The following is a 26,179-nucleotide window of genomic DNA, read 5'->3' as shown; positions in this document are numbered from 1 at the left end:
CGGCATCGCCGGGGCGATTCAACACCTGCGCCAGGGTGCCTCCCGCAGCCGGGAGGCACGGGAGGGGATCAGGCCGCGGCGATACCGGCATCGGCCTTCAGGCCCACCGACTCCACGCCGCTGATGGCGCACTGCTCGTCGATGTCGGAGGTGTCGCCGCTGATGCCGATGGCGCCGATCACCTCGCCCGCCTGGTTGCGGATCAGCACACCGCCCGGCGCCGGCACCAGGTTACCGTCCGCCAGGTTGTTCACCGCACCGATAAAGGCCGGGCGCTGCTGGGCGTCGGCGGCGATCAGGCGCGAGCCCTTGCCCAGGGCAACGGCGCCCCATGCCTTGCCGATGGCGATCTGCGGGCGAAGCATGCTCGCGCCGTCTTCACGTTGCAGGGTGATCAGGTGACCGCCGGCATCCAGCACGGCGATGGTCAGGGGGGCGGTACGCAGCTCGCGACCGATGGCCAGTGCGCGGTTGGAGATGCTGACGGCGGTTTCCAGGGACAGGGTGCTCATCGTGAGGCTTCCTCAGGGGAGTGGTTGAAAGCATTGGCACGTCGCCGGGTGGTGCTGGCCTTCACGGAGCCGGGGTACGAATGGCGGTGCTTTTCTCAACTATCTCACCGAACACAAAAAAATCAATCCATATATACAATTAAAATGAATTTTGTATACAGTTACTCTGCCACTGTACCTATAAAGCTCTAGAAGCCGCATCAAACGGGCGTTTTAAAGATTCACCAGCCTGCGACATTTCGCCCGACAAATCTCCTTGACCCTTGAGTCGGCAGCTGAATAGAATCCGGCTCAAGCACCTTGTATACAATTTTCACAAGAAAAGAGGCACAAAACATGGCCAAAATGAGAGCAATCGAGGCCGCCGTCCTGGTGATGCGCCGCGAAGGCATCGACACCGCGTTCGGCATCCCCGGCGCCGCCATCAACCCGCTTTACGCTGCACTGAACAAAATCGGCGGCATTGACCATGTACTGGCTCGTCACGTCGAAGGCGCCTCGCACATGGCCGAGGGCTACACCCGTACCAACCCGGGCAACATCGGCCTGTGCATCGGTACCTCCGGCCCCGCCGGCACCGACATGGTCACCGGCCTGTACTCGGCGTCGGCCGACTCCATCCCGATCCTCTGCATCACCGGCCAGGCTCCCCGTGCACGCCTGCACAAGGAAGACTTCCAGGCCGTCGACATCACCAACATCGTCAAGCCGGTGACCAAGTGGGCGACCACCGTCCTCGAGCCGGGCCAGGTTCCCTACGCCTTCCAGAAGGCCTTCTTCGAAATGCGCAGCGGCCGCCCCGGCCCCGTGCTGATCGACCTGCCCTTCGACGTGCAGATGGCCGAGATCGAGTTCGACATCGAGGCCTACCAGCCCCTGGCAGTGAACAAACCGTCCGCTTCCCGAATCCAGGCCGAGAAGGCCCTGGCCATGCTCAATGACGCCGAGCGCCCGCTGCTGGTGGCCGGTGGCGGCATCATCAACGCCGACGCCTCCGAGAAGCTGGTGGAGTTCGCCGAGCTGACCGGCGTGCCGGTGATCCCGACCCTGATGGGCTGGGGCACCATCCCCGACGACCACGCGCTGATGGCCGGCATGTGCGGCCTGCAGACCTCGCACCGCTACGGCAACGCCACCCTGCTGGAGTCCGACCTGGTGTTCGGCATCGGCAACCGTTGGGCCAACCGCCACACCGGCTCCGTCGACGTCTACACCCAGGGTCGTCGCTTCATCCACGTCGATATCGAACCGACCCAGATCGGCCGCGTATTCACCCCGGACCTGGGCATCGTCTCCGACGCCGGCTCCGCGCTGGACGCCTTCCTGGAAGTCGCCCGCGAGTGGAAAGCCGCCGGCAAGCTGAAGGACCGCAACGCCTGGGCCGAATCCTGCCGCGAGCGCAAGCGCACCCTGCAGCGCAAGACCCACTTCGACAACGTGCCGGTCAAGCCCCAGCGCGTCTACGAAGAGATGAACGAGTTCTTCGGCAAGGACACCTGCTACGTCAGCACCATCGGTCTGTCGCAGATCGCCGGCGCCCAGTTCCTGCACGTGTACAAGCCGCGCCACTGGATCAACTGCGGCCAGGCCGGCCCGCTGGGCTGGACCATCCCCGCCGCCCTCGGCGTGGTCAAGGCCGACCCGGCTCGCCAAGTGGTCGCGCTGTCCGGCGACTATGACTTCCAGTTCATGATCGAAGAACTGGCCGTGGGCGCGCAGTTCAACCTGCCCTACATCCACGTGCTGGTGAACAACTCCTACCTGGGCCTGATCCGCCAGGCGCAGCGTGGCTTCGAGATCGACTTCTGCGTGCAGCTGTCCTTCGAAAACATCAACGCACCGGAGCTCAACGGCTACGGCGTCGACCACGTCGCCGTGGTCGAGGGCCTGGGTTGCAAGGCGATCCGCGTGTTCGACGCCAACGAGCTGCAGGGTGCCTTCGCCCAGGCTCGCAAGCTGATGGAAGAGTTCCGCGTACCGGTCGTAGTCGAGGTCATCCTGGAGCGTGTCACCAACATCTCCATGGGTACCGAGATCAACGCCGTCAACGAGTTCGAGGAACTGGCCCTGCGTGGCGCCGACGCCCCGACTGCCATCTCGATGCTGGACTGACGAGCAATGCCCCCTCTCCCGTTCGTGGCGGGAGAGGGACGTCTACCGAGGAGAATCTTCATGCCCCGTTTTGCCGCCAACCTGTCGATGCTGTTCACCGAAGTCGACTTCCTGGACCGCTTCGCCGCCGCTGCCGAAGCCGGTTTCACCGGTGTCGAATACCTCTTCCCCTATGACTTCCCGGCCGAAGAGATCAAGGCCCGCCTGGACGCCAACAAGCTGGAACAGGTGCTGTTCAACCTGCCCGCTGGCGATTGGGCCAAGGGTGAGCGCGGCATCGCCTGCCACCCCGACCGCGTCGAGGAATTCCGCGCCGGCGTGGACAAGGCCATCGCCTACGCCAAGGTGCTTGGCAACCAGCAGGTCAACTGCCTGGCCGGTATCCGCCCCCAGGGCCCGGACTGCGCCACCGTCGAGAAGACCTTCGTCGACAACCTGAAGTACGCCGCCGACACGCTGGAAGCCGCCGGCCTGCGCCTGGTCATGGAAATGATCAACACCCGCGACATCCCGGGCTTCTACCTGAACACCACCCAACAAGCCCTGGCCATTCGCGAGAAGGTCGGCAGCGCCAACCTGTTCCTGCAGTACGACATCTACCACATGCAGATCATGGAAGGTGACCTGGCCCGCACCGTGGAAGGCAACCTCGCCGTGATCAACCACGTGCAGCTGGCCGACAACCCCGGCCGCAACGAGCCGGGTACCGGCGAGATCAACTACCGCTTCCTCTTCGAGCACCTGGACCGCATCGGCTACCAGGGCTGGGTCGGCTGTGAATACAAGCCCGCCACCACCACCGCCGCCGGCCTTGGCTGGCTGAAAACCCATAACGCCATCTAAGAAAAGAGGTAATCCACATGGCCAAGATCGGATTCATCGGCACCGGCATCATGGGCAAGCCCATGGCTCAGAACCTGCAGAAAGCCGGCCACACCCTGTTCTTCTCCGAGCACTTCGACAAGGCGCCCGCCGACCTGGTCGGTGACAACGGCGTTGCCCTGGCCAACCCGCGCGAAGTGGCCCAGGAAGCCGAATTCATCATCATCATGGTTCCGGACACCCCCCAGGTCGACGACGTGCTGTTCCGCAAGGACGGCGTGGTCGAAGGCGTTGGCGCCGGTAAAGTCGTGATCGATATGAGCTCCATCTCCCCGACCGCCACCAAGGTCTTCGCCGAGAAGGTCAAGGCCACCGGCGCTTCCTACCTGGACGCCCCGGTATCCGGCGGTGAAGTCGGCGCCAAGGCCGCGACCCTGAGCATCATGGTCGGTGGCTGCCCGAACGCCTTCGAACGCGCCCTGCCGCTGTTCCAGGCCATGGGCAAGAACATCACCCGCGTCGGTGGCAACGGTGATGGCCAGACCGCCAAGGTCGCCAACCAGATCATCGTCGCCCTGAACATCCAGGCCGTTGCCGAAGCCCTGCTGTTCGCCGCCAAGAACGGCGCCGACCCGGCCAAGGTCCGCGAAGCGCTGATGGGCGGCTTCGCCGGCTCGAAGATCCTCGAAGTGCACGGCGAGCGCATGATCAAGGGCACCTTCGACCCGGGCTTCCGCATCAGCCTGCACCAGAAGGACCTCAACCTGGCCCTGGCCGGCGCGCGCGAGCTGGGCCTGAACCTGCCCAACACCGCCAACGCCCAGCAGGTGTTCAGCACCTGCGCCGCCATCGGTGGCAGCAACTGGGACCACTCCGCGCTGGTGAAGGGCCTGGAGCACATGGCCAATTTCTCCATCCGCAAAGAGTAAGCCGCACTTCGCCGGGCACCCGCCCGGCACCCCTTTCGACCTTCCTGGCTGGCGGAGTCACGGCCCAATGGCCAGGGAGGTCGATTCCAGTCCCGAGCCGCTGCACGCGGCGGCTCGGGACTGGAATCGCCCTCGAAAGCACCACCAGAACAAGAATTCAGCGCCCCTCCGGAGTCTGTCATGTCCTTCGATCCGCAAAGCCTGCTGCGCGACCTCTTCGCCACCGCCATCGACGCCGCCCACCCCCGCCAGGTGCTGGCCGACCACCTGCCCGCCGACCGCAGCGGCCGCGTCATCGTCATCGGTGCCGGCAAGGCTGCGGCCGCCATGGCCGAAGTGATCGAACAGGAATGGCAGGGCGAGATCTCCGGCCTGGTGGTGACCCGCTACGGGCACGGCGCCAACTGCCGCCGCATCGAAGTGGTCGAAGCCGCACACCCGGTGCCGGATGCCGCCGGGCTGGAAACCGCACAGCGCGTGCTCAAGCTGGTCAGCGGGCTGTCCGAGAGCGACCGGGTGATCTTCCTCCTCTCCGGCGGCGGCTCCTCGCTGCTGGCGCTGCCCGCCGAAGGCATCAACCTCAAGGACAAGCAGGCGATCAACAAGGCCCTGCTGAAATCCGGCGCCTCCATCTCCGAGATGAACTGCGTGCGCAAGCACCTCTCGGCGATCAAGGGCGGCCGCCTGGCCAAGGCCTGCTGGCCGGCCAGCGTCTACACCTACGCCATCTCCGATGTGCCCGGCGACGAAGCCACGGTGATCGCCTCCGGCCCCACCGTCGCCGACCCGACCACCTCGGCCGAAGCCCTGGCGATTCTCGCCCGCTACCAGATCGAGGTGCCGGCCAACGTCCGCGCCTGGCTGCTGGACCCGCGCTCCGAGACCGTGAAACCCGGTGACCCGGTGCTCTCGCGCAGCCACTTCCAGCTGATCGCCACGCCCCAGCAGTCCCTCGATGCCGCCGCCGAGAAGGTCCGCGCCGCCGGCCTCACGCCGATCATCCTCGGCGACCTGGAGGGCGAATCCCGCGAGGTGGCCAAGGTCCATGCCGGCATCGCCCGGCAGATCGTCCTCCACGGCCAGCCGATCAAGCCGCCCTGCGTGATCCTCTCCGGCGGCGAGACCACCGTCACCGTACGCGGCAACGGCCGCGGCGGGCGCAACGCCGAATTCCTGCTGAGCCTGACCAACACCCTCAAGGGCCTGCCCGGCGTCTACGCCCTGGCCGGCGACACCGACGGCATCGACGGCTCGGAAGACAACGCCGGCGCCATCATGACCCCGGCCAGCCATGCCCGCGCCGCCGAACTCGGCCTGTCCGCCAGCGACGAGCTCGACAACAATAACGGCTACGGCTACTTCGCCGCCCTGGACAGCCTGATCGTCACCGAGCCGACCCGCACCAACGTCAACGACTTCCGCGCCATCCTGATTCTCGAGAGCCCCGCACAATGACCGCCGACAAGAAAGTCAAAATCCTCGCCACCCTCGGCCCTGCCATCAAAGGCGTCGACGACATCCGCCAACTGGTGGAGGCCGGGGTCAACCTGTTCCGCCTCAACTTCAGCCACGGCGAGCACGCCGACCACGCCCAGCGCTACCAGTGGGTGCGCGAGGTCGAACGCCAGCTGTCCCGCCCCATCGGCATCCTCATGGACCTGCAAGGGCCCAAGCTGCGCGTCGGCCGTTTCGCCGAAGGCAAGGTCCACCTCGAGCGCGGCCAGGCCCTGCGCCTGGACCTGGACGCCACTCCGGGCGACGCCACCCGGGTCAACCTGCCCCACCCGGAAATCATCGAAGCCCTGCAGCCGGGCATGAACCTGCTGCTGGACGACGGCCGCCTGCGCCTGCAGGTGACCGCCAAGCACGCCGATGCCATCGACACCCAGGTGATCGCCGGTGGCGAGCTGTCCGACCGCAAGGGCGTCAACGTCCCCGAAGCGGTGCTGCAGCTTTCCCCGCTGACGCCCAAGGACCGCCGCGACCTCGACTTCGGCCTGGAACTGGGCGTCGACTGGGTCGCCCTCTCCTTCGTCCAGCGCCCTGAAGACATCGTCGAAGCCCGCGGCCTGATCCAGGGCCGTGCCGCGCTGATGGCCAAGATCGAGAAACCCTCGGCCGTGCAGCACCTGGAAGAAATCGCCCGCCTGTGCGATGCCATCATGGTTGCCCGTGGCGACCTGGGCGTCGAAGTGCCGGCCGAGAACGTGCCGCGCATCCAGAAGGACATCATCCGCACCTGCCGCCAGCTCGGCCGCCCGGTGGTGGTCGCTACCCAGATGCTGGAGTCCATGCGCTTCTCCCCGGCGCCGACCCGCGCCGAGGTGACGGACGTGGCCAACGCCGTGGCCGAAGGCACCGACGCGGTGATGCTCTCCGCCGAGACCGCCTCCGGTGACTACCCGCTGGAAACCGTGCAGATGATGAGCAAGATCATCCGCCAGGTGGAACAGGGCCCGGACTTCCAGTCCCAGCTCGATGTCAGCCGCCCGCAGGCCGAAGCCACCGCCTCGGATGCCATCAGCTGCGCCATCCGCCGCATCAGCAGCATCCTCCCGGTGGCGGCCCTGGTGAACTACACCGAGTCCGGCAGCTCCAGCCTGCGCGCCTCCCGCGAGCGGCCCAAGGCGCCGATCCTCAGCCTCACCCCGAGCCTGGAGACCGCACGCCGCCTGACCGTCGCCTGGGGCATCTACTCGGTGGTCAACCAGCGCCTGGACAAGGTCGAGGACGTCACCGGCACCGCCCTGGAGATCGCCCGCGCCCAGGGCATGGCCCGCAGTGGCGACACCCTGGTGATCACCGCCGGCGTGCCCCTGGGCCAGCCGGGCACCACCAACATGCTGCGCATCGAGCACCTGGACTGATCCACCAGCGGCCACGGCGCGCATAGACGCACCGGGCCGCCCTGCTTCGGCAGGTCGAATGCCACTCGCAGGCGCCACGTCCCCAGGGACGGGCGCCTTTTCCCTTTCAACCGGCCACTGCCATGCGACACCTTTCTCTGCCTTGTGATGCCCGTTCCTGGGCCAGCGCCCAGCTCAACGGTTTCAGCCAGATCTTCCTGCAGCGCCACCCCGGCTGCGGCATCCTCCTGCTCTGCGCCATCGCCATTGGCGCGCCGGACCTGCTCGGTGGTGCACTGCTCGGCGGCTTCGCCAGCTGGCTCACCGCCCTGCGCCGAGGCTACCCGCGTGACGACGTGGAGGCCGGCCTTTATGGCTACAACGGCGTGCTGCTGGGCATGCTGCTGTGCACGCGCTTCGCCTGGACGCTGCACCTGCCGCTGCTGATCATCTGCTGCGCCGGCCTTTCCACCCTGCTGCTGCACCGCCTGTTGCGCAACGCCCGGGAACGCGAGTGGCTGCCCGCCTTCACCAGCCCCTTCGTCGGCTTCGGCTGGGTGCTGCTGTGGCTGGCCCATGGACTGCAGCTGACCGCCCTGCCAACCCCGCCGGCGACCATTCTCGACGCCGATGCCGCCGGCCTGGCCCTCGCCCTGCTGCGCGGCTTCGGCCAGGTGATCTTCCTCGCCGACCCGCTGGCCGGGGCTTGCGTGTTCCTCGGGTTGCTGCTGGCCTCCTGGCGGGTGGCGCTCTGGGCCCTGTTCGGCAGCGCGCTGTCGCTGGCCCTCGGCCTCTGGCTGCAGCTGCCAACCGACGCCCTGCTGGCCGGACTGTTCAGCCTCAACGGCGTGCTCATCGGCATCACCCTGGGCAAGCGCCTCGCCAGCCTGCCGGTGGTCGTCATCGGCGTCGCCCTCGGTGTACTGCTGCAGCCGGGCTTCGCCGCCTTCCAGCTGCCCGCCATGACGGCGCCCTTCATCCTCGCCTGCTGGCTGGTGATCGCCGGTGGTCGCCTGCTGCGCCAGAACGGCACCGGGCCGCGCCCTACCCGCCTGCGCCACTGAGGGGCAGCGGGCGGCTTCGGCTCTGCTAAGGTTCGTCTCCTGAGGAGGACTCCATGGCCGAGGCAAACAGCAGGCGCGCGCGCCTGCACAGCATCATCTTCCAGGCCGATACCCCGGCCGGGCGGCGCTTCGACACCTGGCTCATCTGGCTGATCCTGGCCAGCCTGGTGATCGTGCTGCTGGACAGCGTCGAGCACATTCACACCCGTCATGCCGGATTGCTGTCCGGCCTCGAATGGGTCATCACCGGGCTGTTCGCGGCGGAGTACCTGCTGCGCCTGTACAGCTCGCCGAAGCCGCTGCGCTACGCCTTCAGCTTCTTCGGCCTGGTGGATCTAATGGCCATCATCCCCGGCGTGGTCGCGCTCTTCTACGCGGACGCCCAGTACCTGCTGATCATCCGCGCCCTGCGCCTGGTGCGGGTGTTCCGCATCTTCAAGCTGCGTCATTACCTGGTGCAGGCGAACTTCCTGGTCAGCGCGCTGCGCAGCAGCCGCCAGAAGATCGTGGTGTTCCTGCTCAGCGTCTCCACCCTGGTGGTGGTCTTCGGCGCGCTGATGTACGTGATCGAAGGGCCGGAGAACGGCTTCACCAGCATCCCCACCAGCATCTACTGGGCAGTGGTCACCCTGACCACCGTCGGCTTTGGCGACATCACCCCGAAAACGGCGCTGGGCCAGGCGGTGGCCAGCCTGGTGATGATCACCGGCTACTCGATCATCGCCGTGCCCACGGGTATCTTCAGCGCCGAACTGGCCAACGCCATGCGCCAGGAAGGGCAGCTGGACCAGGAATGCCCCACCTGCCGCAAACGCAGCCACGAATCCGCCGCGAGCTTCTGCAGCCGCTGCGGCAACCCGCTCTTCCCCCGAGGAGGCGAACATGAAGCAACTTGATCAGGCACGTTGGGACGCCCTCTGGCTACGCCTGGGCGCCCCGGCTCCCGAAGGCAGCTTCGAGCACCTGCAGGCGGCCTATGGCACTCCCCAGCGCCAGTACCACAGCACCGCCCACATCGCCGCGTGCCTGGGCCACTTCGACGAGTGGAGCCACCTGGCCGACCACCCCGACCGGGTCGAGCTGGCGCTCTGGACCCACGACCTGGTGTACGACCCACAGCGCCAGGACAACGAAGCCGCCAGCGCCGAGCAGACGGTCATCTGGCTGCTGGAAGCCGGGCTCGGCGACCATGGCGAAGCGCTGCGGGGGCTGATCCTCGCCACCCGCCACATGGAGCCGCCGCGCGCCGGGGATGCCGAGCTGGTGGTGGACCTGGACCTGTCGATCCTCGCCGCACCGCCCGCCCAGTACGACGCCTATGAAAAGGCCGTGCGCGCCGAGTACGAATGGGTGCCCGAGCCACTGTTCCGCGCAGCCCGCAGCAAGTTGCTGAAGCAGTTGCTGGACATGCCCCGCCTCTACCACAAGAGACCGCTGGCGCAGCGCTGGGAGCAGCCGGCGCGCGCGAATCTGCTTGGCGCGCTGCAAGCATTGGCCTGAGAATAAGCAAATTCGTTTTCAGTATTTAAAAGAATATATGGCACACCGCTATATTCCCTTGCTCTCACTCCCTAGAAGGAACGATCCGTGAAACGTCTGTTCTCCGCTTCGCTGCTGGCAGCGGGCCTGGCACTGGCCAGCGCGGCCCAGGCCGCCCCCACCCTGCTCAACGTCTCCTACGACGTGATGCGCGACTTCTACAAGGACTACAACACCGCCTTCCAGAAGCACTGGCAGCAGGAGAAAGGCGAGAACATCACCCTGCAGATGTCCCACGGCGGCTCCAGCAAGCAGGCCCGTGCGGTGATCGACGGGCTGCCCGCCGACGTCATCACCATGAACCAGGCCACCGACATCAACGCCCTGGCCGACAACGGCGGCCTGGTGCCGCAGAACTGGGCCGAGCGCCTGCCGAACAACAGTGCACCCTTCACCTCCGCCACCGTGTTCATCGTGCGCAAGGGCAACCCCAAGGGCCTGAAAGACTGGCCGGACCTGCTCAAGGACGGCGTGCAAGTCGTCGTGCCCAACCCCAAGACCTCGGGCAACGGCCGCTACACCTACCTCTCCGCCTGGGGCTACGTGCTGAAGAACGGCGGTGACGAGAACAAGGCCAAGGAATTCGTCGGCAAGTTGTTCAAGCAGGCTCCGGTCCTGGACACCGGTGGTCGCGCCGCCACCACCACCTTCATCCAGAACCAGATCGGCGACGTACTGGTGACCTTCGAGAACGAAGCCGAGATGATCGCCCGCGAGTTCGGCCGTGGCGGCTTCGAAGTGGTCTACCCGAGCGTCTCCGCCGAAGCCGAGCCGCCCGTGGCCGTGGTCGACAAGGTGGTGGACAAGAAAGGCACCCGCGAGGCCGCCGAGGCGTACCTCAAGTACCTGTGGAGCGACGAAGGCCAGACCATCGCCGGCAACAACTACCTGCGCCCGCGCAACCCGGAGATCCTCGCAAAGTTCGCTGATCGCTTCCCCAAGGTGGAGTTCCTCTCCGTGGAGAAGACCTTCGGCAACTGGCGTGACGTGCAGAAGACCCACTTCAACGACGGTGGCGTATTCGACCAGGTCTACACCGGCCAGTAAGGCAGGCGACAGACACGAAAACGGCGACCCTCGGGTCGCCGTTTTTCATTGCGGGTCAGGCTGGGGCAATCGGCATCACTGCCCGAAGGTGCTCGCCCACTCGCCGAACTTCATGCACAGGCCGAAGGTCATCACGTCGTCGGTATCGGCCAGGCAGTTCACCGCCAGGCGCGCGGTGCCACCCTTCGCGTAGTCGCTCGCGCAGGCCTTCTCGTTGCGTTTCATTTCCTTGTAGGCGGTGTCCATCTTGTACATGGCGTCATCCAGCTGCGCCTGGGTGGCGCGCTTCTGGCGCACCGCCTCACGGCCGATCTTCTGCGTCTCGGTGATCAAGGACGGCATGCGGCGGATGGCGGCGGCACACTGCACCATGCCCTTCTGGTGCAGCTGGCCGGGGTTCAGCTCTTCCTCGTCGTCCTCGAACATCTTGCGAGACGAGGTGCGCTGGACCTCAGAGTCGTCCAGCCCTGGATGGTGTTCACCTGCAGCTTCTGCTCGGTGACATTGCGGCTTTCAGGGGGCGGGGTGTCGGTGAAATGCACCTTCCCCTGCTCGTCGCGCCACTGGTAGACCTGGGCGAACGCAGCGGAGGTGGCGAGAAGGGTCAGGATGACCAAGGCAAGACGAGCGAACATCCTTGTGCTCCAAATGGCAGAACGCCAGCACAGTACACAACGGGCCAGGAGCTGTCCATGCGGCGGAAGGACAGTGGTCGGATGGTCATGACCGCGTGTCTGGCGCGCGGTCATGGGCTCAGGGATGGCGACGCCCCAGGCCGGCGGGCACGCCGCTGGAGTCGGTCGGCTGCCAGGGGCCCGTGGGGCTGTTGGACCAGGTCCAGCCCTGGTTCCAGCGGTAGTAGGTGCGCTCGCGGTAGTAGAGGTCCTGCTGGCCTTCGAGCACATAGACGCCCAGGGCCGTATCCCAGTAGCAGGCAGCGCCGGGCGGCGGTGCGTAGCGCGGGTGGGACTTCATCCGCGTGACCTTGGGCGGCAGTGGCTGGGAGGGCGTCAGCGGCGGGCGGTTCTGCTGGCCGGGCGGCGGCAGCTGCTGGGGCGTACCCCCACTGCCGCCGTGATCGGGAGCCGGCGGTTGCAGGGAGCAACCGGCAAGGCCGAGGAGCAGGCAGACAAGGGAAAGTCGAAAGGTCGAATTCATGGCTGCATGCTCGTCGGTCGGTGGATCAGGGCTGGTCCGGGCTGTCGATGGTCAGGCGCTGCTGCTCCTGTACAGCACTAGACAACGGCGCGCTGCGTCCGATCCATTCGCCCGCCTTGGCATTGCCCTCGCGGGAGATGCGCGCCACCAGTTGCACCTGCGCGAAGTTGGAAATCTTCAGCTGCGGCATCATCGCGTCGGCGTCACTGAGCAACACCTCGGCCGGCAGTTCCTTCACCGTCAGGCGTTTCACCGCCAGCGGCATGGGCGGGCCTTCGGCGGCGCGGGCGAAGATGAACACCGCGTCGTCCGGCTGCACCTTGTCCTTGAGCGAGGCGGCCAGGTCCACACGGACCTTCAGCTGCGGCATGGACTTGGTGAAGGTCTCCGGCTCGGACTGGGCTTCACCCTTCTCGGCGAGCTTCTCGCGGGCCCGGTCGATGCCGCCCTGCAGCGCCGCGCGGGACGGGTCGTCCTGCGGCAGCACGGCGATCAGGCGCTCCCAGTAGCCGATGGCGTCGGTGAAGCGGCCATCCTCGAAACCGGCGATGCCCAGCAGGCCAAGGCTGGTGACTTCGTTGGCGTCGGCCTTCAGGGCCTCCTCGGTCAGTGCCTGCACCTCGGGGTGAAGCGCTTGTCGCTGGCGAAATACAGTGCCTGCGCCCATTGCCCCAGCAGCTCGGGCTGGCGGCCGGCGATCTCCACGGCACGCTCATAGGCCTTCGCGGCATCGGCGACGCGCTGCTGGGCCATGTAGGTGCGGCCGAGGAAGTACCAGCCCTCGGCGGAATCCGGCTGGGCCTTGACGACCTTCTCCAGGCGCGTGGTCATCTCTTCGATGGTCTGCGGCTGCTCGCGCATTTCGCGGGCCAGCTCCACCTTGTCGCTGGCGCCCCAGTGCAGGTACAAGCCGATGCCCAGCAGCGGCACCGCCAGTGCGGCGGCCAGCGGCAAGGCCTTGCCCAGGCGCGAGGTGCGACCCAGGTCGGCGCCTTCGGTGTCGGCCAGCAGCTCACGGGCGGCTTCGGCGCGGCCCGCTTCGAGTTGTGCTTCGGTCAGGGTGCCGGCGGCGCGCTGGCCCTGGAGTTCGGCCAGGCGCTCCTGGTACAGGGCGACGTTGAGTGCGGTGCGGTCCTCTTCGGCCTGGGCCTTGCGGCCACGCAGCACGGGGATCAGCAGGAATGCGAGCGCGACCAGCAGAAGCAGGCCGGCGGCGAGCCAGAAATCGATCATCAGTGGTTCTTGTCCTGAGTCTCTTGATTGAGCAGCGCATCCAGACGGGCGCGCTCATCGCTGGTAAGCAGTGCATCACCCGGCGCGTTCTCCACGCGACGGCGACGCAGCACGATCACCCCGAGCACCAGCAGGCCACCCACCAGCAGGCCCGCCGGGCCATACCAGAGCAGCAGGGTGCGGCCGTTGACCGGCGGCTTGTAGCGCACGAAGTCGCCATAGCGGGCCACCAGGAAGTCGACGATCTCGTCGTCGCCCTTGCCCTCTTCCAGCATGCGGAAGATCTCGCGACGCAGGTCGGTGGCAATGGGGGCGTTGGAGTCAGCGATGTTCTGGTTCTGGCACTTGGGGCAACGCAGTTCTTCGGTGAGCACACGGAAGCGCTCGCGCTCGGCCTCGTCCTTGAACTCGTAGGTGTCGATGGCCGCGCGGGCCACGCCGGTGAGGGCGAGGCCGAGGGCCAGGGCGGCGATCAGGCGCTTCATTGACCGGCCTCGTCGACCAGGGCCTGGTACAGCGGCGCCAGTTGCTCGCGCCAGACGACCTCGTCGATCACGCCGACGAACTTGTGGCGGATGATGCCGTTCTTGTCGATCAGGAAGGTCTCGGGGGCGCCATAGACGCCCAGGTCCAGCCCGAGGCTGCCCTTCTCGTCGCGGATGTCCAGCTGGTAGGGGTTATGGAACTCCTTCAGCCATTTCAGCGCAGCGGCGTTGTCGTCCTTGTAGTTGACGCCGTGGATCACCACGCCCATCTGCGACAGCTTGTTCAGCACCGGGTGCTCGACCCGGCAGGAGATGCACCAGGTGCCCCAGACGTTGACCAGCGCCGGCTTGCCCTTGAGGTCGGCCTCGGTGAGGCTGCGCGAACCGTCCACGGACTGCAGGGAGAACGCCGGGAACGGCTTGTCGATCAGCGCCGAGGGCAGCTCGGCGGGGTCGAGGAACAGCCCGCGGTAGAGGAACACCGCCACACCCAGGAAGATCGCCAGGGGCAGCAACAGGATCAGGCGCTTCATGCTTGTGCTCCAGCCATGCCCAGCGCATCACGCACGCGGGTCTTCACCTTGACCCGGTAACGCGGGTCGAACGCCGCCAGCACCCCGCCGAGGCCCATCAGCAGGCCACCGAACCAGATCCAGCGGACGAAGGGTTTGACGTGCACGCGCACGGCCCAGGCGCCATCGCCCAGGGGCTCGCCCAGGGCCACGTAGAGGTCGCGGGTGAGGCCGGCATCGATGCCGGCCTCGGTCATCATCGATTGCTGCACGGTGTACAGGCGCTTCTCCGGGTGCAGCACGGCGATCTCGCGGTCACCGTCGAGCACGCGCACGGTGCCCTTGTCGGAGGTGAAGTTGGGGCCTTCGTGGTGGGCAGCGCCCTCGAACACGAAGCGGTAGCCGGCCAGCTCCATGGACTCGCCCGGCTCCAGGCGCAGGTCGCGCTCGGCACTGTACTGGCTGGAAAGCACCACACCCAGTGCACACACGGCGATGCCGAGGTGGGCAAGCTGCATGCCCCAGTAGCTGCGGGTCAGGCTGCGGGAGCCCTTGAGCAAGCCCTTGTGACGGGTCTTGTCGAGCAGGTCACGCACACCGGCCAGCACCACCCAGGCGGACAGGCAGCACACCGCCAGCACCGCCCAGTGGAAGTCGCCGTAGACGTACGCAGCCACCACGCCGAGCACCAGGCTGGCGAGCAGCACCGGGCCGAGCATGCCCAACAGCCACTTCAGCGGGGTGTCCTTCCAGCGCACCAGCACGCCCACGGCCATCACCAGCATCAGCAGCGCCATCAGCGGCACGAACAGGGCATTGAAGTACGGCGGCCCCACCGACAGCTTGGCGCCGGAGATCGCGTCCAGCACCAGCGGGTAGAGGGTGCCGAGGAGGATCATCGAGGCGGCCACCACCAGCACCAGGTTGTTCACCAGCAGCAAGGTCTCGCGGGACCAGAGGGCGAAGCCCACCTGGCTCTTGACCACCGGCGCGCGGACGGCGAACAGGGTCAGCGAACCGCCCACCACCATCAGCAGGAAGATCAGGATGAACACCCCACGCTCCGGGTCCGACGCGAAGGCATGCACCGAAGTGAGCACGCCGGAGCGGACCAGGAAGGTGCCCAGCAGGCTGAGGGAGAAGGCGGCGATGGCCAGCAGCACCGTCCAGCTCTTGAACACGCCGCGCTTCTCGGTCACCGCCAGGGAGTGGATCAGCGCGGTGCCCACCAGCCAGGGCATGAAGGAGGCGTTTTCCACCGGGTCCCAGAACCACCAGCCGCCCCAGCCGAGTTCGTAGTAGGCCCACCAGGAGCCCAGCACGATGCCGACGGTGAGGAAGGCCCAGGCGACGATGGTCCACGGGCGCGACCAGCGTGCCCAAGCAGCGTCGAGGCGACCGCCCAGCAGCGCGGCGATGGCGAAGGCGAAGGCCACCGAGAAGCCCACGTAGCCCATGTAGAGCATCGGCGGGTGGACGATCAGGCCGAAGTCCTGCAGCAGCGGGTTGAGGTCGTTGCCGTCGGCCGGCATGTTCGGCAGCAGGCGATTGAAGGGGTTGGAGGTGATGATCAGGAACGACAGGAAGCCGATGCTGATGATCCCCATCACCGCGAGCACGCGGGCCAGCATCACCTCCGGCAGTTGGCGGGAGAACACCGACACGGCGAAGGTCCAGCCGCCGAGGATCAGCGCCCAGAGCAGCAGCGAGCCCTCGTGGGCGCCCCATACGGCGCTGAACTTGTAGTACCAGGGCAGCGCGCTGTTGGAGTTGCTGGCCACATAGGAGACGGAGAAGTCGTCGACCATGAAGGCGTAGGTGAGGCAGCCGAAGGCGAAGGCGAGGAAGGCGAACTGCCCCCAGGCCGCTGGCTGGGCCAGGCTCATCCATTGGCGGTCGCCGCGCCAGGCACCGATCAGCGGCAGGGTCGCCTGCACGGCGGCCATGCACAGGGCGAGGATCAGGGCCAGGTGGCCGAGTTCGGGAATCATGGGTCAGCCCTCTTTCTTCGCGGGGGCCATCTGGCCGCTTTCTTTCAGCGCCTTGGTCACTTCCGGCGGCATGTACTTCTCGTCGTGCTTGGCCAGCACTTCATCGGCCACCAGTACGCCGTCGGCGTCCAGCTTGCCCAGGGCAACGATGCCCTGCCCTTCGCGGAACAGGTCCGGGAGGATGCCGTGGTAGCGGATGGTCACGTCCTTGGCGAAGTCGGTGACCACGAACTGCACTTCGAGGGAGTCCTGCGAGCGCTGCACCGAGCCGTCTCGGACCATGCCGCCCGCGCGGATGCGGGTGTACTTGGGCGCTTCGCCGTTGGCGATCTGCGTGGGGGTGTAGAACAGGTTGATGTTCTGTTGCAGCGCCGACAACGCCAGCGCCACGGCGATTCCCACACCAGCCAGGATGGCCAGGATGATGAACAGGCGCTTCTTGCGGATCGGATTCACTTCGACTCCTCCCGGCGCAAACGACGCGCCTCGTCTTGCAGGTAGCGACGGCGCGCCAGCAGCGGCAGCGCGACGTTGAGAATCAGGATGGCCAGGCTGATACCGTAGGCGCTCCAGACATAGAGGCCGTGATGGCCCATGGCGATGAACTCACCGAACGACGCGAAATTCACGATGCCTTCTCCACCAGTGCCTTGACCTCGGCCTTGACCCAGCTGGCCCGCGCCTCGCGGCGCAGCACGTCGAGGCGCATGCGCATCATCAGGACCGCGGCGAAGAAGCAGTAGAAGCCCAGCACCATGATCAGCAGCGGCACCCACATCTCGGCGGGCATGGCCGGCTTCTCGGTGACGGTGAAGGTCGCCGGCTGGTGCAGGGTGTTCCACCACTCCACCGAGTACTTGATGATCGGGATGTTGATCACGCCGACGATGGCCAGCACCGAACAGGCCTTGGCGGCGCTGTCACGATTGCTGATCGCCTGGCCCAGGGCAATGACACCGAAGTAGAGGAAAAGGAGGATGAGCATCGACGTCAGTCGGGCATCCCAGACCCACCAGGCGCCCCAGGTCGGACGGCCCCAGATGGCACCGGTAAGCAGCGCGATGGCGGTCATCCAGGCGCCGATGGGGCGGCGGCCTGCAAGGCGACGTCGGCGAGCTTCATCTTCCACACCAGCCCGACCACGCCGCACACCGCCAGCATCACGTAGCAGGACTGCGCCAGGAAGGCGGCCGGCACGTGGATGTAGATGATGCGGAAGCTGTTGCCCTGCTGGTAGTCCGGCGGCGCGAAGGCGAGGCCCCAGACCAGGCCGGCGGTGATCAGGATGCCCGCCGCCCAGGCGAACCAGGGCAGCCAGCGGCCGCTGATCTCGTAGAACCATTTGGGCGAGCCCAGCTTGTGGAACCAGGTCCAGTTCATGAAAGCTGCCTCAAAACTACTGCGCTTGCCGATACGGCGTTGAAAGCAGGCTCGGGCTGCTCATTCAGGGCGACTAAACTCCGCGCCCTCGCCTGCTTTCGCCTTGTCTCGGCTGCGCTCGCTACGTTTTTCAACAGCTTTCTCATGATCAGGCAACTCTGTTTCTTATTCGCCGACGCTGATGGTCAGGCCGGCGGCTATGGCAAAGGGAGTCAGGGTCACCGCCAGGGCGGTGAGGCAGGCCAGCCACAACAGGTGGCCGACTGCAGGCAGTCCTTGCAGGGCCGCTTGCATCGCCCCGCTGCCAAGAATCAGCACCGGGATGTACAGCGGCAGAATCAATAGCGCCAGCAACAGCCCGCCGCGCTTGAGGCCCACGGTCAGGGCCGCACCGACGGCGCCGAGCAGGCTCAGCACCGGCGTTCCCAGCAGCAGCGAGCCGAGCAGCACCGGCAGGCAGCGCGCTGGCAGGCCCAGCATCAGCGCCAGCAGGGGCGCCAGCAGTACCAATGCCAGCCCGGAAAAAAGCCAGTGTGCCAGCACCTTGGCCAAAACCAGAAGCGGCAGGGGGTGCGGCGAAACGACCCACTGCTCAAGCGAGCCATCTTCGAAATCACTGCGGAAAAGCCCGTCCAGCGAGAGCAGGACGGCCAATAGGGCTGCCACCCAGACCAGCCCCGGAGAAAGGCTTTGCAACAATTGCGTCTCCGGGCCGACGGCCAGGGGGAACAGGGCGATGACGATAGCGAAGAACACCAGGGGGTTGGCCAGCTCCGCCGGTCGGCGGAACAGCAGGCGCGCCTCACGGGCCACAACCAGGCTGAATACACGGATCATGCGGCGCGTCGCCCCAGGTCGAGTTCGCGGTAGCCGGCGGGAACGCGGCTCATGCTGTGGTGGGTGGTGAACACCACCAGGCCGCCGTTATCGCAGTGCTGCGCCAGGTGCTCTTCCAGTTGTGCCACGCCCTGCTTGTCGAGGGCGGTGAAGGGTTCGTCGAGGATCCACAGCGGCGGCGCATCGAGGTAGAGGCGCGCCAGGGCCACGCGGCGCTGCTGGCCGGCGGACAGGGTATGGCAGGGCACATCTTCGAAGCCGCGCAAGCCCACCGCTTCCAGCGCCTGCCAGATGGCATCGCGGCTGGCCGGCTGGTGCAGGGCACAGAGCCAGGCGAGGTTCTCTTCGGGGCTGAGCAGCCCCTTGATGCCGGCGGCGTGACCGATCCAGAGCAGTTCGCGGGCCAGTTCACCGCGCTGCCCGGCCAGGGCCACGCCCTTCAGCCGTACTTCGCCGGCGGTGGGTTGCATCAGCCCGCAGAGCAAGCGCAGCAGGCTGGTCTTGCCGCTGCCGTTGGGGCCGGCCACCTGCAGCATCTCGCCATGGCCGAGGCGCAGGTCGAGCCGCTCGAACAGCATGCGCCAGTCGCGCTCACAGGCGAGATCGTGGGTCTCGAGATAAGGACTGGTCACGGCAACGGATACCCTGGGGGAACTCAAGTCATGGAGGTGCCGGCCGCTATACTCAGGTACGCGCAAAACAGCGCCCGGCCCGGACGGGGCGGCATTATACATGTCATCCACGGCCCCCGAAGGGGGCTTTCAACAGGTTGTAACCCTTTGATGACCGAGATCAGCACCTCGCGCCCCATCAGCGCCACACCACCGGCCAGCCGTCCCGTGCAAACGGTCGCGGAAGCCGCCGTCAAGCTGTTGCAACCGATCAACGGCCTGCTCTCGGCGGGGGAAAGCGCAGACGCGGAAGTGGTGAGCGTCAAGGAGTCGGCACAGAACAGCTTCCAGGTGCTGCTCAAGCTCACCCTCAACGGCGGCCAACAGGCCACGGTGGAAGCCAGCAGCAACCGCCCCCTGGCCCAGGGCAGCCTGATCAACGTCACCGCCGTCTCGGAAACCAAGCTGATGGTGGCCCTGCAACCCGGCGGCACCGCAGCGCTGGACAGCATCGACCTCGACCAGTTGCCGGTGGGCACCCTGGTGCAGGGCAAGGTGGTTTCCAGCGAGCAGCTGGCCGAAGCGCGCACCACGGTCTATCGCTCGCTGATCAACCTGATCAATACCCCCTGGCCGGCCGCCAGATGGCGGTGGAAGGCCCGCTGCCGCTGCCCCTCGGCAGCCTGCTCAGCGCCCAGGTGCAGAGCAGCCAGTCGCTGCAGTTCCTCCCCCTCTCCGCCCAGCTCGACCAGCTCGCCCTGACCCAGCAACTGGCCAACCAGCAAAGCCGCCAGGGCTCCCTGGAAGGCCTGGTGCAAGCCTTGAAGGGTATGGGCGACGAGCTGCCGAGCAACCTGCGCGGCACCGTCGACCGCCTGCTGAACAGCTTGCCCGACGCGGCCCAGCTCAGTGACTCCAAGCTGCTGGCCAAGGCCATGGAGAACAGTGGCGCACTGCTGGAGGCCCGGCTGCTGGCCGGCCACGGCGCCGCATTGGGCCAGGACATCAAGGGCAACCTGCTGCGCCTGATCGCCCAGTTGCTGCCCAACCTGCCCAATGGCCCAGCCGCACTGCCCACCGCCGGCGCCAGCAACGCCATGGCACAGGCCTTGCCGGCCTTCATCCGCAGCGCCCTGGGCTCCCTCGGTCAGGCCAGCGCCCGCCAGCAGGCATTGAGCTTTCCCCTGCCCTCGCGCCTGGCGCAGCAGGCCGAAGGCGAAGGTGACCTGGAACTGCTGCTGAAGATGGCCGCCGCTGCGGTCTCGCGCCTGCAGACCCACCAGCTGTCGAGCCTGGCCCAATCGCAGATGACCCCCGAGGGCAACCTGCTGACCACCTGGCAGCTGGAGCTGCCCATGCGCAACAACCAGGACATCGTGCCCCTGCAGGTCAAGGTGCAGCAGGAGCAAAGCCCTCAGAAACGCAGCAAGGAAGAGCAGAAGGACACCCTGTGGCGCATCGAGCTGGCGTTCGACATGGAGCCGCTGGGGCCGCTGCAGGTGCAGGCGCAATTGCTGCGCGGCGCCATCTCCAGCCAGCTCTGGGCCGAGCGGGCCCGCACCGCCAGCCTGATCGACGGCGAGTTGCCCAACCTGCGCGAGCGCCTGGTTTCCGCCGGCCTCGAAGTCAGCGAGCTGGCCTGCCGCCAAGGCATACCGCCGCAAGGCCCGCGTACCAACCTGCAACAGCGCTGGGTGGACGAAACCGCATGAGCCCCCTCTCCTTCCCGCGCCCCCGGAGCAACCCGCAATGACCCAGGCCAAGCAGCCGCGCCAGGCCATCGCCCTGTCCTATGACGGTGTCTCCGCCCCAAGCCTCACCGCCAAGGGCGACGACGAGCTGGCGGAAGCGATTCTCGCCATCGCCCGCGAATACGAAGTGCCGATCTACGAGAACGCCGAGCTGGTGCGCCTGCTGGCGCGCATGGAACTGGGCGAGGCGATTCCCGAGGCGCTGTATCGCACCCTCGCCGAAATCATCGCCTTCGCCTGGTACCTCAAGGGCAAGTGCCCGGCCGGTTTCGTCGCCGACGGCGAGCGCGACGTCACCCCACCGGTACCGCTGCTGGGCGGCCCTAGGGGCTGAGGGCCAGCACCTCGCCTTCCACCCCCTTGCCCAGGGGGAAGTCCAGCAGCTGCCAGGCGAAATAGCCCTCACGGAAGTAGAACACCTGCTTGTAGCCCCAGCTCACGGCGAGCTGCGCCGCCAAGGCGCCACAGGGGCAGACGTCGCTGTCGCAGTAGATGACCAGGGGCACATGCCGGGGCCAATGGGGCATGGCCAGCCCGGCGAAGCGGTCGGCCAGGTCGAGGTGCACCGCCCCGTGCACATGGCCCCAGCTCCACTCCGCCGAAGGCCGCACATCGATGAACAGGGCGCCGTAGTCGTACAGCCGCTTGGCCTGGAGCACGTTGACCGTGGTCGCGCCCTTGACGCGCAGGGGCGCCTCCTCGGCCTGGGCCAGGGGGAGAACGCAAAGCAGCAGGAAGGACAGAACACGCATGGCGGCGCTCGCGGAGTCGGGACCCGAGTCCTGAGCTTAGGCAGCGAGGGGAGCCGGCCTTGGAACTATTGGTTCAGAGCGGGCGCGGTCGTTAGAGCAGGAGGGAGTTAAAGCGGGGTTCAGCCTTGTTTCTGCTTGCGGGCCAACTGCAGCTTGCTGACCAGTTCGGCCTCGGCCTGGGTCAGGCCACAGGAATGGGTCAGGTCATCGACGCTGGCGCCCATGCCGGCGAGGCGCGCGGCCTGGGTGAAGGACAGGCTGCTGGGGTCGCGCTGCTCGATCTGGCTGACCTTGTCCGGCAGCGGCGCCACCACGCGGCGCAGTTCGTGCAGCTCCTCACCCATGCGGATCGAGCCGCTGAGGTAGGCGTCGAGCCGACGCGCCAATTCCTTGATGCGCTGGTCGCGCACCGCATCGCGCTTGGCCTGCTCCTCGGCCGCCAGGCGTTGCCCCTTCTGCAGCCGCACGCAGGTGACTGCGAGGGCTGCACAGGCGATCGCCAGGACCAGCAGCGCGATCTCGATCAGCACGTCAGATGCTCTCCAGCTCCGACCACTCTTCTTCGCTCATCATTTTGTCCAGCTCGACCAGGATCAGCAGCTCGCCGTTCTTGTTGCAGACGCCCTGGATGAACTTGGCCGATTCCTCGTTGCCCACGTTGGGCGCGGTCTCGACCTCGGACTGACGCAGGTAGACCACTTCGGCGACGCTGTCGACGAGGATGCCCACGACCTGCTTGTCCGCCTCGATGATGACGATGCGGGTGTTGTCGGTGACCGAGGCCGAATCCAGGCCGAAGCGCTGGCGGGTGTCGATCACGGTGACCACGTTACCGCGCAGGTTGATGATGCCCAGCACATAGCTCGGGGCACCCGGGACCGGCGCGATCTCGGTGTAACGCAGGACTTCCTGGACCTGCATCACGTTGATGCCGTAGGTCTCGTTATCCAGGCGGAAAGTCACCCATTGCAGGATGGGATCTTCGGAACCTTGCCCTGACGATTTCTTCATGTTCCCTAGCCTCTTCTAGAACCGCCCGGGGCGGCGTTCGCGGGTTCTGCCCGCTTGTTTCAAATCCGGAGCGCCGCGCTTTCGCGAGGCGCCGGTGTTCAGTTGAGCGACATCTTCTTGACGGCACCACTGGCGATCAGTTCAGCCAGGGCGGCGACGTCCAGCAGCGCGCACATGTGTTCGATCACGGTACCGGCGAGCCACGGACGCTGGGTGCGCTGGCTGCGCCATTTGATTTCGCTCGGGTCCAGGCGGATGGAGCGGCTCACCTGGTGCACGGCCAGGCCCCACTCGTACCCCTGGACCGAGATAACGTACTGCAAGCCTTCGCGGAAATCATCGCGGTAGCGGTCCGGCATGACCCAGCGCGCGGTGTCGAGCACCTTCAGGTTACCCCCCTGGCTCGGCAGGATGCCGAGGAACCAGTCGGGCTGGCCGAACAGCGGCGTGAGTTCCTGGCCGGCCAGCGGGTAGATGGAGCCCAGGCACACAAGCGGCACCGCGAGGGTGAGGCCGGCGACATCGAACAGCAGGCACTCGAAGGGTTCTTCAGCCCAGCTGGGGCGGCCGTCGGAGGCCACCGGCTCGCTGTCCAGCAGCGGCGCGTTGGCGGTCTTCAGCTCGGCAACCGGCTCCACCAGGGTCGGGCGGGCGACCGGCGCCACAGGGGCGATGGGGCGGCAGGCGGCGGGACAGGCACCGGCGCTGCGGGCTTGACCTCGGTACGCAACTCCGTCGGTGCGGCGACCAGGGCGCGCAGCGGCGTGGCCTCCAGCACCGGCCTGGCCACGGGCGCAGGCGCCGATACCGCCGCAGCGATCGGGGCAGGCGCCGGAGCCGGCAAAGCCGCGATCACCGGTTTGACGGTCAGCCGGGCATCACGAACCTGTTCCTCCAGCACGGCAGCCTCGAACTCGTCCAGGCTGATGCTGTCGGCGAATTCGACGGCCGCTTCCTGCAGCAGGGAATCGAGGTAGGACTGCAAGGCCAGCTGCGGCCTTGTGGCGGTGGCGACGGTACGGCTCATGGATGGGACCTGCAGGAGTGGACTCCAGAGTCTATCGGCAGCAAGGCCGCAGGACTTGAGGTATGCAGTTCAGCATAGTCGGTCATTTCAGGCTACCTGGGCGGCCAGTTGCTGACTGAGCAAATGCTTGAGCAGCGCGCGATAGGCGATCACCCCGCGGCTGTTGGAATCGTATTGCGAAGGCGTGACCCCGGCGCGGCTGGCATCACGCAGGCGGGTGTCCACCGGGATATAGGCCGGCCACAGGTGTTCGGGATAGGAATTGCGCAGCACCCGCAGGGTATTCAGGGAGGCCTGGGTACGGCGGTCGAACAGGGTCGGCACGATGGTGTAGGGCAACGCCTGCTTGCGCGAGCGGTTGATCATCGCCAGGGTGCTGACCATGCGCTCCAGGCCCTTGACGGCGAGGAACTCGGTCTGCACCGGGATCACCAACTGCTGGCTGGCGGCCAGGGCGTTGACCATCAGCACGCCCAGCAGCGGCGGGCTGTCGATGATGGCGTGGTCGAACTCCTGCCACAGCTGCGCCAGGCTCTTGGCGATCACCAGGCCCAGACCGTTCTGCCCGGGCGACTGGCGCTCCAGGGTGGCCAGCGCGGTGCTGGAGGGGAGCAGCGAGATGCGTTCGTGGCTGGTCTGCAGCAGCAGTTGGCGCGGCAGGCCATCGGGCACCGTGCCCTGGTGCAGGAACAGGTCGAAGCAGCTGTGTTCCAGGGTGTCCGGGTCATGCCCGAAGTAGCTGGTCATGGAACCGTGGGGGTCGAGGTCGACCACGACCACGCGCTTGCCGGCATCGGCCAGCAGGCCCGCCAGTGCGATCGACGAGGTGGTCTTGCCCACTCCACCCTTTTGATTGGCTACCGCCCAAACTCTCATGGTCTTCATCCTCCCGGCAGAAACGCCGCCTTGCCGAGAATCATTGTCCGCCCGCAGGGGCCGGCGACGGGGAATTGACGGCCCCCGCTGCTGGGGGCCTCGCTTCTGGCGCTGGTGCAGGTTGCGTGCCAGCACGCTGCAGGGCGCCATCCGGTTTTGCGTTGGCGCTGCCTACGCCACTGACCGCACGACGCACGTCCAGGTTGCGCGACACCACCAATACCACGCGCCGGTTGCGCCCGCGCCCTTCGGCCGTCGCATTGTCCGCCACCGGCTGGAACTCGCCATAGCCGACTGCGGCCAGGCGCGCCGGGTTCACGCCATCCATCGAGAGCATGCGCACGATGCTCGAGGCCCGTGCAGTAGACAGCTCCCAGTTGGAAGGATAGTTCGCCGTATTGATCGGCAGGTTATCGGTGAAACCTTCTACGTGCACCGGGTTTTCGTAGGGCGCCAGGATCTTGGCCACCTTCTCGATCAGGGTGAAGGCTTCGTTGGCCGGTATCGCGTCGCCGCTGGGGAACAGCAGGCTGGAGTTGAGCTCGATCTCCACCCACAGCTCATTGCCGCGAACCGTCATCTGCCCGTCCTTGATCAGCTCGCCAAAGGCCTCGCTGATGTCCTGGCTGATCTCCTGCAGCGGATCAGTGGCAGCGCTCGGCGTATCACTGGAGCCGCTGTCGGTCATGGACTTGTCCGCCTCGGTGGTACGCGGGCGCTCATCGCCAACGGGGATCGGCTTGATCGAACGATCCGGCTGGCTGAAGACGCCGGTGAGGGTCTCCGAAAGGATCTTGTACTTGCCTTCGTTGATCGAGGAGATGGAGTACATCACCACGAAAAAGGCGAACAGCAGGGTGATGAAGTCCGCGTAGGAGACCAGCCAACGCTCGTGATTCTCGTGTTCTTCCTGATGACGTCTGCGGGCCATGTCGCCTCCATCAATCCATGAAGCCTTGCAGCTTCAACTCGATGGAGCGGGGATTCTCGCCCTCGCCGATGGAGAGGATGCCTTCGAGCAGCATCTCCCGATAGCGCGACTGGCGCATGGCGATGGACTTGAGCTTGTTACCGATCGGCAGCAGCAGCAGGTTGGCGAAGCCGACGCCATAGATGGTGGCGACGAAGGCCACGGCGATGCCACCGCCCAGCTGGCTGGGGTCCGCCAGGTTGCCCATGACATGGATCAGGCCCATTACCGCACCGATGATGCCGATGGTCGGCGCGTAGCCGCCCATGCTTTCGAACACCTTGGCGGCCTGGATATCACGGGCTTCCTGGGTGTAGAGGTCCACCTCGAGGATGCTGCGGATAGCTTCCGGTTCGGCACCGTCCACCAACAGCTGCAGGCCCTTGCGGGCGTACGGGTCCGGCTCGGAATCGGCGATGGGCTCGAGGCCCAGCAGGCCTTCCTTGCGGGCAGCCATGCTCCAGCCGACCACGCGGTTGATGCCGCCGGCCAGGTCGATCTGCGGGGGAAGATGATCCAGCGAATGGTCACCAGGGACCGCTTGAACACACTCATCGGGGTCTGCAGGAACGCAGCCCGAGGGTACCGCCCACCACGATCAGCGCAGCGGGGCCGTTGAGCAACGCCCCCGCGTGGCCACCTTCGAGGTAGTTGCCGCCGATGATGGCGACGAGCGCAAGTATGACGCCGACAACGCTCAGTACATCCATTGAC

At 66.5% G+C, this 26,179-nt stretch carries 26 protein-coding genes and 5 pseudogenes; 11 read left to right on the top strand and 20 right to left on the bottom strand.

The genetic code is table 11. The features are described from left to right. Positions 1 to 68 precede the first annotated feature (68 nt). Positions 69 to 512 carry a GlcG/HbpS family heme-binding protein gene (locus tag PSm6_RS21310; RefSeq protein ID WP_021220542.1) on the bottom strand — a complete coding sequence of 148 codons (444 nt, stop codon included), beginning with the start codon at positions 510 to 512 and terminating at the stop codon, positions 69 to 71. Between the two features lie 336 nt (positions 513 to 848). Here PSm6_RS21310 and gcl point away from each other — a divergent pair, with 336 nt between their 5' ends. The 9 genes from gcl to PSm6_RS21265 all read left to right on the top strand — a co-directional run bounded on the left by gcl (position 849) and on the right by PSm6_RS21265 (position 10,871). Beyond that, positions 849 to 2,624 (top strand): glyoxylate carboligase, encoded by a 1,776-nt coding sequence (gene gcl, locus PSm6_RS21305; protein WP_043245763.1) that lies wholly within the window; start codon positions 849 to 851, stop codon positions 2,622 to 2,624. A gap of 60 nt (positions 2,625 to 2,684) precedes the next feature. Next, positions 2,685 to 3,467: a hydroxypyruvate isomerase gene (gene hyi, locus PSm6_RS21300; protein WP_021220544.1), complete on the top strand. Its 783-nt coding sequence runs from the start codon at positions 2,685 to 2,687 to the stop codon at positions 3,465 to 3,467. A gap of 17 nt (positions 3,468 to 3,484) precedes the next feature. Beyond that, positions 3,485 to 4,375 carry a 2-hydroxy-3-oxopropionate reductase gene (locus tag PSm6_RS21295; protein ID WP_021220545.1) on the top strand — a complete coding sequence of 297 codons (891 nt, stop codon included), beginning with the start codon at positions 3,485 to 3,487 and terminating at the stop codon, positions 4,373 to 4,375. Between the two features lie 180 nt (positions 4,376 to 4,555). After that, positions 4,556 to 5,830, top strand: coding sequence for a glycerate kinase type-2 family protein (locus PSm6_RS21290; protein WP_043245764.1), 1,275 nt, complete (start codon positions 4,556 to 4,558; stop codon positions 5,828 to 5,830). Next, on the top strand, positions 5,827 to 7,242 hold the full coding sequence (pyk, locus tag PSm6_RS21285; RefSeq protein ID WP_021220547.1) for a pyruvate kinase: 1,416 nt from the start codon (positions 5,827 to 5,829) through the stop codon (positions 7,240 to 7,242). Before PSm6_RS21290 ends, pyk begins: the two co-directional genes overlap by 4 nt. A 122-nt stretch (positions 7,243 to 7,364) precedes the next feature. Further along, positions 7,365 to 8,285, top strand: a complete 921-nt coding sequence (locus tag PSm6_RS21280; protein WP_043245765.1) for an urea transporter — start codon at positions 7,365 to 7,367, stop codon at positions 8,283 to 8,285. 53 nt (positions 8,286 to 8,338) lie between these two features. Next, positions 8,339 to 9,181 carry an ion transporter gene (locus tag PSm6_RS21275; protein WP_043245766.1) on the top strand — a complete coding sequence of 281 codons (843 nt, stop codon included), beginning with the start codon at positions 8,339 to 8,341 and terminating at the stop codon, positions 9,179 to 9,181. Next, on the top strand, positions 9,168 to 9,785 hold the full coding sequence (locus PSm6_RS21270; RefSeq protein ID WP_043245767.1) for an HD domain-containing protein: 618 nt from the start codon (positions 9,168 to 9,170) through the stop codon (positions 9,783 to 9,785). The genes PSm6_RS21275 and PSm6_RS21270 overlap by 14 nt, the downstream gene beginning before the upstream one ends. Positions 9,786 to 9,872: 87 nt before the next feature. Further along, positions 9,873 to 10,871 carry a sulfate ABC transporter substrate-binding protein gene (locus PSm6_RS21265; protein ID WP_021220551.1) on the top strand — a complete coding sequence of 333 codons (999 nt, stop codon included), beginning with the start codon at positions 9,873 to 9,875 and terminating at the stop codon, positions 10,869 to 10,871. Positions 10,872 to 10,946: 75 nt separating this feature from the next. Here PSm6_RS21265 and PSm6_RS21260 read toward each other — a convergent pair whose 3' ends face one another. The 12 genes and pseudogenes from PSm6_RS21260 to ccmA all read right to left on the bottom strand — a co-directional run bounded on the left by PSm6_RS21260 (position 10,947) and on the right by ccmA (position 19,099). After that, complete coding sequence (locus tag PSm6_RS21260; protein ID WP_265168138.1) at positions 10,947 to 11,297, bottom strand: hypothetical protein; 351 nt, start codon at positions 11,295 to 11,297, stop codon at positions 10,947 to 10,949. Beyond that, the gene (locus tag PSm6_RS21255; RefSeq protein WP_265168137.1) at positions 11,270 to 11,506 is read right to left on the bottom strand and encodes a DUF4124 domain-containing protein; all 237 of its coding nucleotides are present in this window, start codon (positions 11,504 to 11,506) and stop codon (positions 11,270 to 11,272) included. The genes PSm6_RS21260 and PSm6_RS21255 overlap by 28 nt, the downstream gene beginning before the upstream one ends. A 118-nt stretch (positions 11,507 to 11,624) precedes the next feature. Then, the gene (locus tag PSm6_RS21250) at positions 11,625 to 12,029 is read right to left on the bottom strand and encodes a hypothetical protein (RefSeq protein ID WP_043245768.1); all 405 of its coding nucleotides are present in this window, start codon (positions 12,027 to 12,029) and stop codon (positions 11,625 to 11,627) included. 25 nt (positions 12,030 to 12,054) lie between these two features. Beyond that, positions 12,055 to 13,262 (bottom strand): annotated as a pseudogene (gene ccmI / locus PSm6_RS21245) (c-type cytochrome biogenesis protein CcmI). Continuing rightward, the gene (locus PSm6_RS21240; RefSeq protein WP_043245770.1) at positions 13,262 to 13,747 is read right to left on the bottom strand and encodes a cytochrome c-type biogenesis protein; all 486 of its coding nucleotides are present in this window, start codon (positions 13,745 to 13,747) and stop codon (positions 13,262 to 13,264) included. The pseudogene ccmI and the gene PSm6_RS21240 overlap by 1 nt, the downstream one beginning before the upstream one ends. Beyond that, on the bottom strand, positions 13,744 to 14,280 hold the full coding sequence (locus PSm6_RS21235; RefSeq protein ID WP_043245771.1) for a DsbE family thiol:disulfide interchange protein: 537 nt from the start codon (positions 14,278 to 14,280) through the stop codon (positions 13,744 to 13,746). Before PSm6_RS21235 ends, PSm6_RS21240 begins: the two co-directional genes overlap by 4 nt. Next, positions 14,277 to 16,250, bottom strand: coding sequence for a heme lyase CcmF/NrfE family subunit (locus PSm6_RS21230; protein ID WP_021220557.1), 1,974 nt, complete (start codon positions 16,248 to 16,250; stop codon positions 14,277 to 14,279). The genes PSm6_RS21235 and PSm6_RS21230 overlap by 4 nt, the downstream gene beginning before the upstream one ends. A 3-nt stretch (positions 16,251 to 16,253) precedes the next feature. Further along, positions 16,254 to 16,706, bottom strand: a complete 453-nt coding sequence (ccmE, locus tag PSm6_RS21225) for a cytochrome c maturation protein CcmE (RefSeq protein ID WP_265168136.1) — start codon at positions 16,704 to 16,706, stop codon at positions 16,254 to 16,256. Continuing rightward, positions 16,703 to 16,879 (bottom strand): heme exporter protein CcmD, encoded by a 177-nt coding sequence (gene ccmD / locus PSm6_RS21220; RefSeq protein ID WP_043245772.1) that lies wholly within the window; start codon positions 16,877 to 16,879, stop codon positions 16,703 to 16,705. Before ccmD ends, ccmE begins: the two co-directional genes overlap by 4 nt. After that, positions 16,876 to 17,630, bottom strand: a pseudogene (locus PSm6_RS21215) (heme ABC transporter permease). Before PSm6_RS21215 ends, ccmD begins: the two are co-directional and overlap by 4 nt. A 165-nt stretch (positions 17,631 to 17,795) precedes the next feature. After that, on the bottom strand, positions 17,796 to 18,467 hold the full coding sequence (gene ccmB / locus PSm6_RS21210; RefSeq protein WP_021220561.1) for a heme exporter protein CcmB: 672 nt from the start codon (positions 18,465 to 18,467) through the stop codon (positions 17,796 to 17,798). Next, positions 18,464 to 19,099 (bottom strand): cytochrome c biogenesis heme-transporting ATPase CcmA, encoded by a 636-nt coding sequence (gene ccmA / locus PSm6_RS21205; protein ID WP_031288161.1) that lies wholly within the window; start codon positions 19,097 to 19,099, stop codon positions 18,464 to 18,466. Before ccmA ends, ccmB begins: the two co-directional genes overlap by 4 nt. 150 nt (positions 19,100 to 19,249) lie before the next feature. On the opposite strand from ccmA, the pseudogene fliK reads away from it, so the two are divergent. Together fliK and PSm6_RS21195 are read left to right on the top strand one after the other, a co-directional pair. Then, positions 19,250 to 20,790, top strand: a pseudogene (fliK, locus tag PSm6_RS21200) (flagellar hook-length control protein FliK). A 37-nt stretch (positions 20,791 to 20,827) separates the two neighbouring features. Next, positions 20,828 to 21,163 (top strand): EscU/YscU/HrcU family type III secretion system export apparatus switch protein, encoded by a 336-nt coding sequence (locus tag PSm6_RS21195; RefSeq protein WP_021220564.1) that lies wholly within the window; start codon positions 20,828 to 20,830, stop codon positions 21,161 to 21,163. Here PSm6_RS21195 and PSm6_RS21190 read toward each other — a convergent pair. The 7 genes and pseudogenes from PSm6_RS21190 to PSm6_RS21155 form a co-directional block, all read right to left on the bottom strand. Beyond that, on the bottom strand, positions 21,153 to 21,581 hold the full coding sequence (locus tag PSm6_RS21190) for a rhodanese-like domain-containing protein (protein ID WP_043245774.1): 429 nt from the start codon (positions 21,579 to 21,581) through the stop codon (positions 21,153 to 21,155). The genes PSm6_RS21195 and PSm6_RS21190 overlap by 11 nt on opposite strands. Before the next feature lie 119 nt (positions 21,582 to 21,700). Beyond that, positions 21,701 to 22,108 (bottom strand): DUF2802 domain-containing protein, encoded by a 408-nt coding sequence (locus PSm6_RS21185; protein ID WP_201769973.1) that lies wholly within the window; start codon positions 22,106 to 22,108, stop codon positions 21,701 to 21,703. A gap of 4 nt (positions 22,109 to 22,112) precedes the next feature. Further along, positions 22,113 to 22,592 (bottom strand): chemotaxis protein CheW, encoded by a 480-nt coding sequence (locus tag PSm6_RS21180; protein ID WP_021220567.1) that lies wholly within the window; start codon positions 22,590 to 22,592, stop codon positions 22,113 to 22,115. Between the two features lie 98 nt (positions 22,593 to 22,690). Beyond that, positions 22,691 to 23,619 (bottom strand): annotated as a pseudogene (locus PSm6_RS30560) (CheW domain-containing protein). An 87-nt stretch (positions 23,620 to 23,706) separates the two neighbouring features. Continuing rightward, a complete protein-coding gene (locus PSm6_RS21165; protein ID WP_031288163.1) occupies positions 23,707 to 24,495 on the bottom strand; it encodes a ParA family protein in 789 nt (262 codons plus the stop codon). Positions 24,496 to 24,535: 40 nt separating this feature from the next. Further along, the gene (gene motD / locus PSm6_RS21160; RefSeq protein ID WP_265168134.1) at positions 24,536 to 25,426 is read right to left on the bottom strand and encodes a flagellar motor protein MotD; all 891 of its coding nucleotides are present in this window, start codon (positions 25,424 to 25,426) and stop codon (positions 24,536 to 24,538) included. A 10-nt stretch (positions 25,427 to 25,436) separates the two neighbouring features. Further along, positions 25,437 to 26,175 (bottom strand): annotated as a pseudogene (locus PSm6_RS21155) (flagellar motor protein). Between the last annotated feature and the right edge of the window lie 4 nt (positions 26,176 to 26,179).

This window comes from Pseudomonas solani (assembly GCF_026072635.1).
Classification (GTDB): Bacteria; Pseudomonadota; Gammaproteobacteria; order Pseudomonadales; family Pseudomonadaceae; genus Metapseudomonas; species Metapseudomonas solani.
Note: the sequence above shows the minus strand (reverse complement) of the source record. Positions and strands in the feature narration are given on the sequence as shown.

Coding starts and splice junctions, on each gene's coding strand:
- pyk (WP_021220547.1), top strand. CDS start 5,827: ATGACCGCCGACAAGAAAGTCAAAATCCTCGCCACCCTCGGCCCTGCC.
- PSm6_RS21230 (WP_021220557.1), bottom strand. CDS start 16,250: ATGATTCCCGAACTCGGCCACCTGGCCCTGATCCTCGCCCTGTGCATG.
- PSm6_RS21275 (WP_043245766.1), top strand. CDS start 8,339: ATGGCCGAGGCAAACAGCAGGCGCGCGCGCCTGCACAGCATCATCTTC.
- PSm6_RS21190 (WP_043245774.1), bottom strand. CDS start 21,581: ATGCGTGTTCTGTCCTTCCTGCTGCTTTGCGTTCTCCCCCTGGCCCAG.
- PSm6_RS21280 (WP_043245765.1), top strand. CDS start 7,365: ATGCGACACCTTTCTCTGCCTTGTGATGCCCGTTCCTGGGCCAGCGCC.
- PSm6_RS21250 (WP_043245768.1), bottom strand. CDS start 12,029: ATGAATTCGACCTTTCGACTTTCCCTTGTCTGCCTGCTCCTCGGCCTT.
- PSm6_RS21255 (WP_265168137.1), bottom strand. CDS start 11,506: ATGTTCGCTCGTCTTGCCTTGGTCATCCTGACCCTTCTCGCCACCTCC.
- PSm6_RS21235 (WP_043245771.1), bottom strand. CDS start 14,280: ATGAAGCGCCTGATCCTGTTGCTGCCCCTGGCGATCTTCCTGGGTGTG.
- PSm6_RS21310 (WP_021220542.1), bottom strand. CDS start 512: ATGAGCACCCTGTCCCTGGAAACCGCCGTCAGCATCTCCAACCGCGCA.
- PSm6_RS21165 (WP_031288163.1), bottom strand. CDS start 24,495: ATGAGAGTTTGGGCGGTAGCCAATCAAAAGGGTGGAGTGGGCAAGACC.
- gcl (WP_043245763.1), top strand. CDS start 849: ATGGCCAAAATGAGAGCAATCGAGGCCGCCGTCCTGGTGATGCGCCGC.
- hyi (WP_021220544.1), top strand. CDS start 2,685: ATGCCCCGTTTTGCCGCCAACCTGTCGATGCTGTTCACCGAAGTCGAC.
- PSm6_RS21270 (WP_043245767.1), top strand. CDS start 9,168: ATGAAGCAACTTGATCAGGCACGTTGGGACGCCCTCTGGCTACGCCTG.
- PSm6_RS21295 (WP_021220545.1), top strand. CDS start 3,485: ATGGCCAAGATCGGATTCATCGGCACCGGCATCATGGGCAAGCCCATG.
- PSm6_RS21260 (WP_265168138.1), bottom strand. CDS start 11,297: ATGTTCGAGGACGACGAGGAAGAGCTGAACCCCGGCCAGCTGCACCAG.
- PSm6_RS21180 (WP_021220567.1), bottom strand. CDS start 22,592: ATGAAGAAATCGTCAGGGCAAGGTTCCGAAGATCCCATCCTGCAATGG.
- PSm6_RS21290 (WP_043245764.1), top strand. CDS start 4,556: ATGTCCTTCGATCCGCAAAGCCTGCTGCGCGACCTCTTCGCCACCGCC.
- motD (WP_265168134.1), bottom strand. CDS start 25,426: ATGGCCCGCAGACGTCATCAGGAAGAACACGAGAATCACGAGCGTTGG.
- PSm6_RS21240 (WP_043245770.1), bottom strand. CDS start 13,747: ATGAAGCGCCTGATCGCCGCCCTGGCCCTCGGCCTCGCCCTCACCGGC.
- ccmB (WP_021220561.1), bottom strand. CDS start 18,467: ATGATCCGTGTATTCAGCCTGGTTGTGGCCCGTGAGGCGCGCCTGCTG.
- PSm6_RS21195 (WP_021220564.1), top strand. CDS start 20,828: ATGACCCAGGCCAAGCAGCCGCGCCAGGCCATCGCCCTGTCCTATGAC.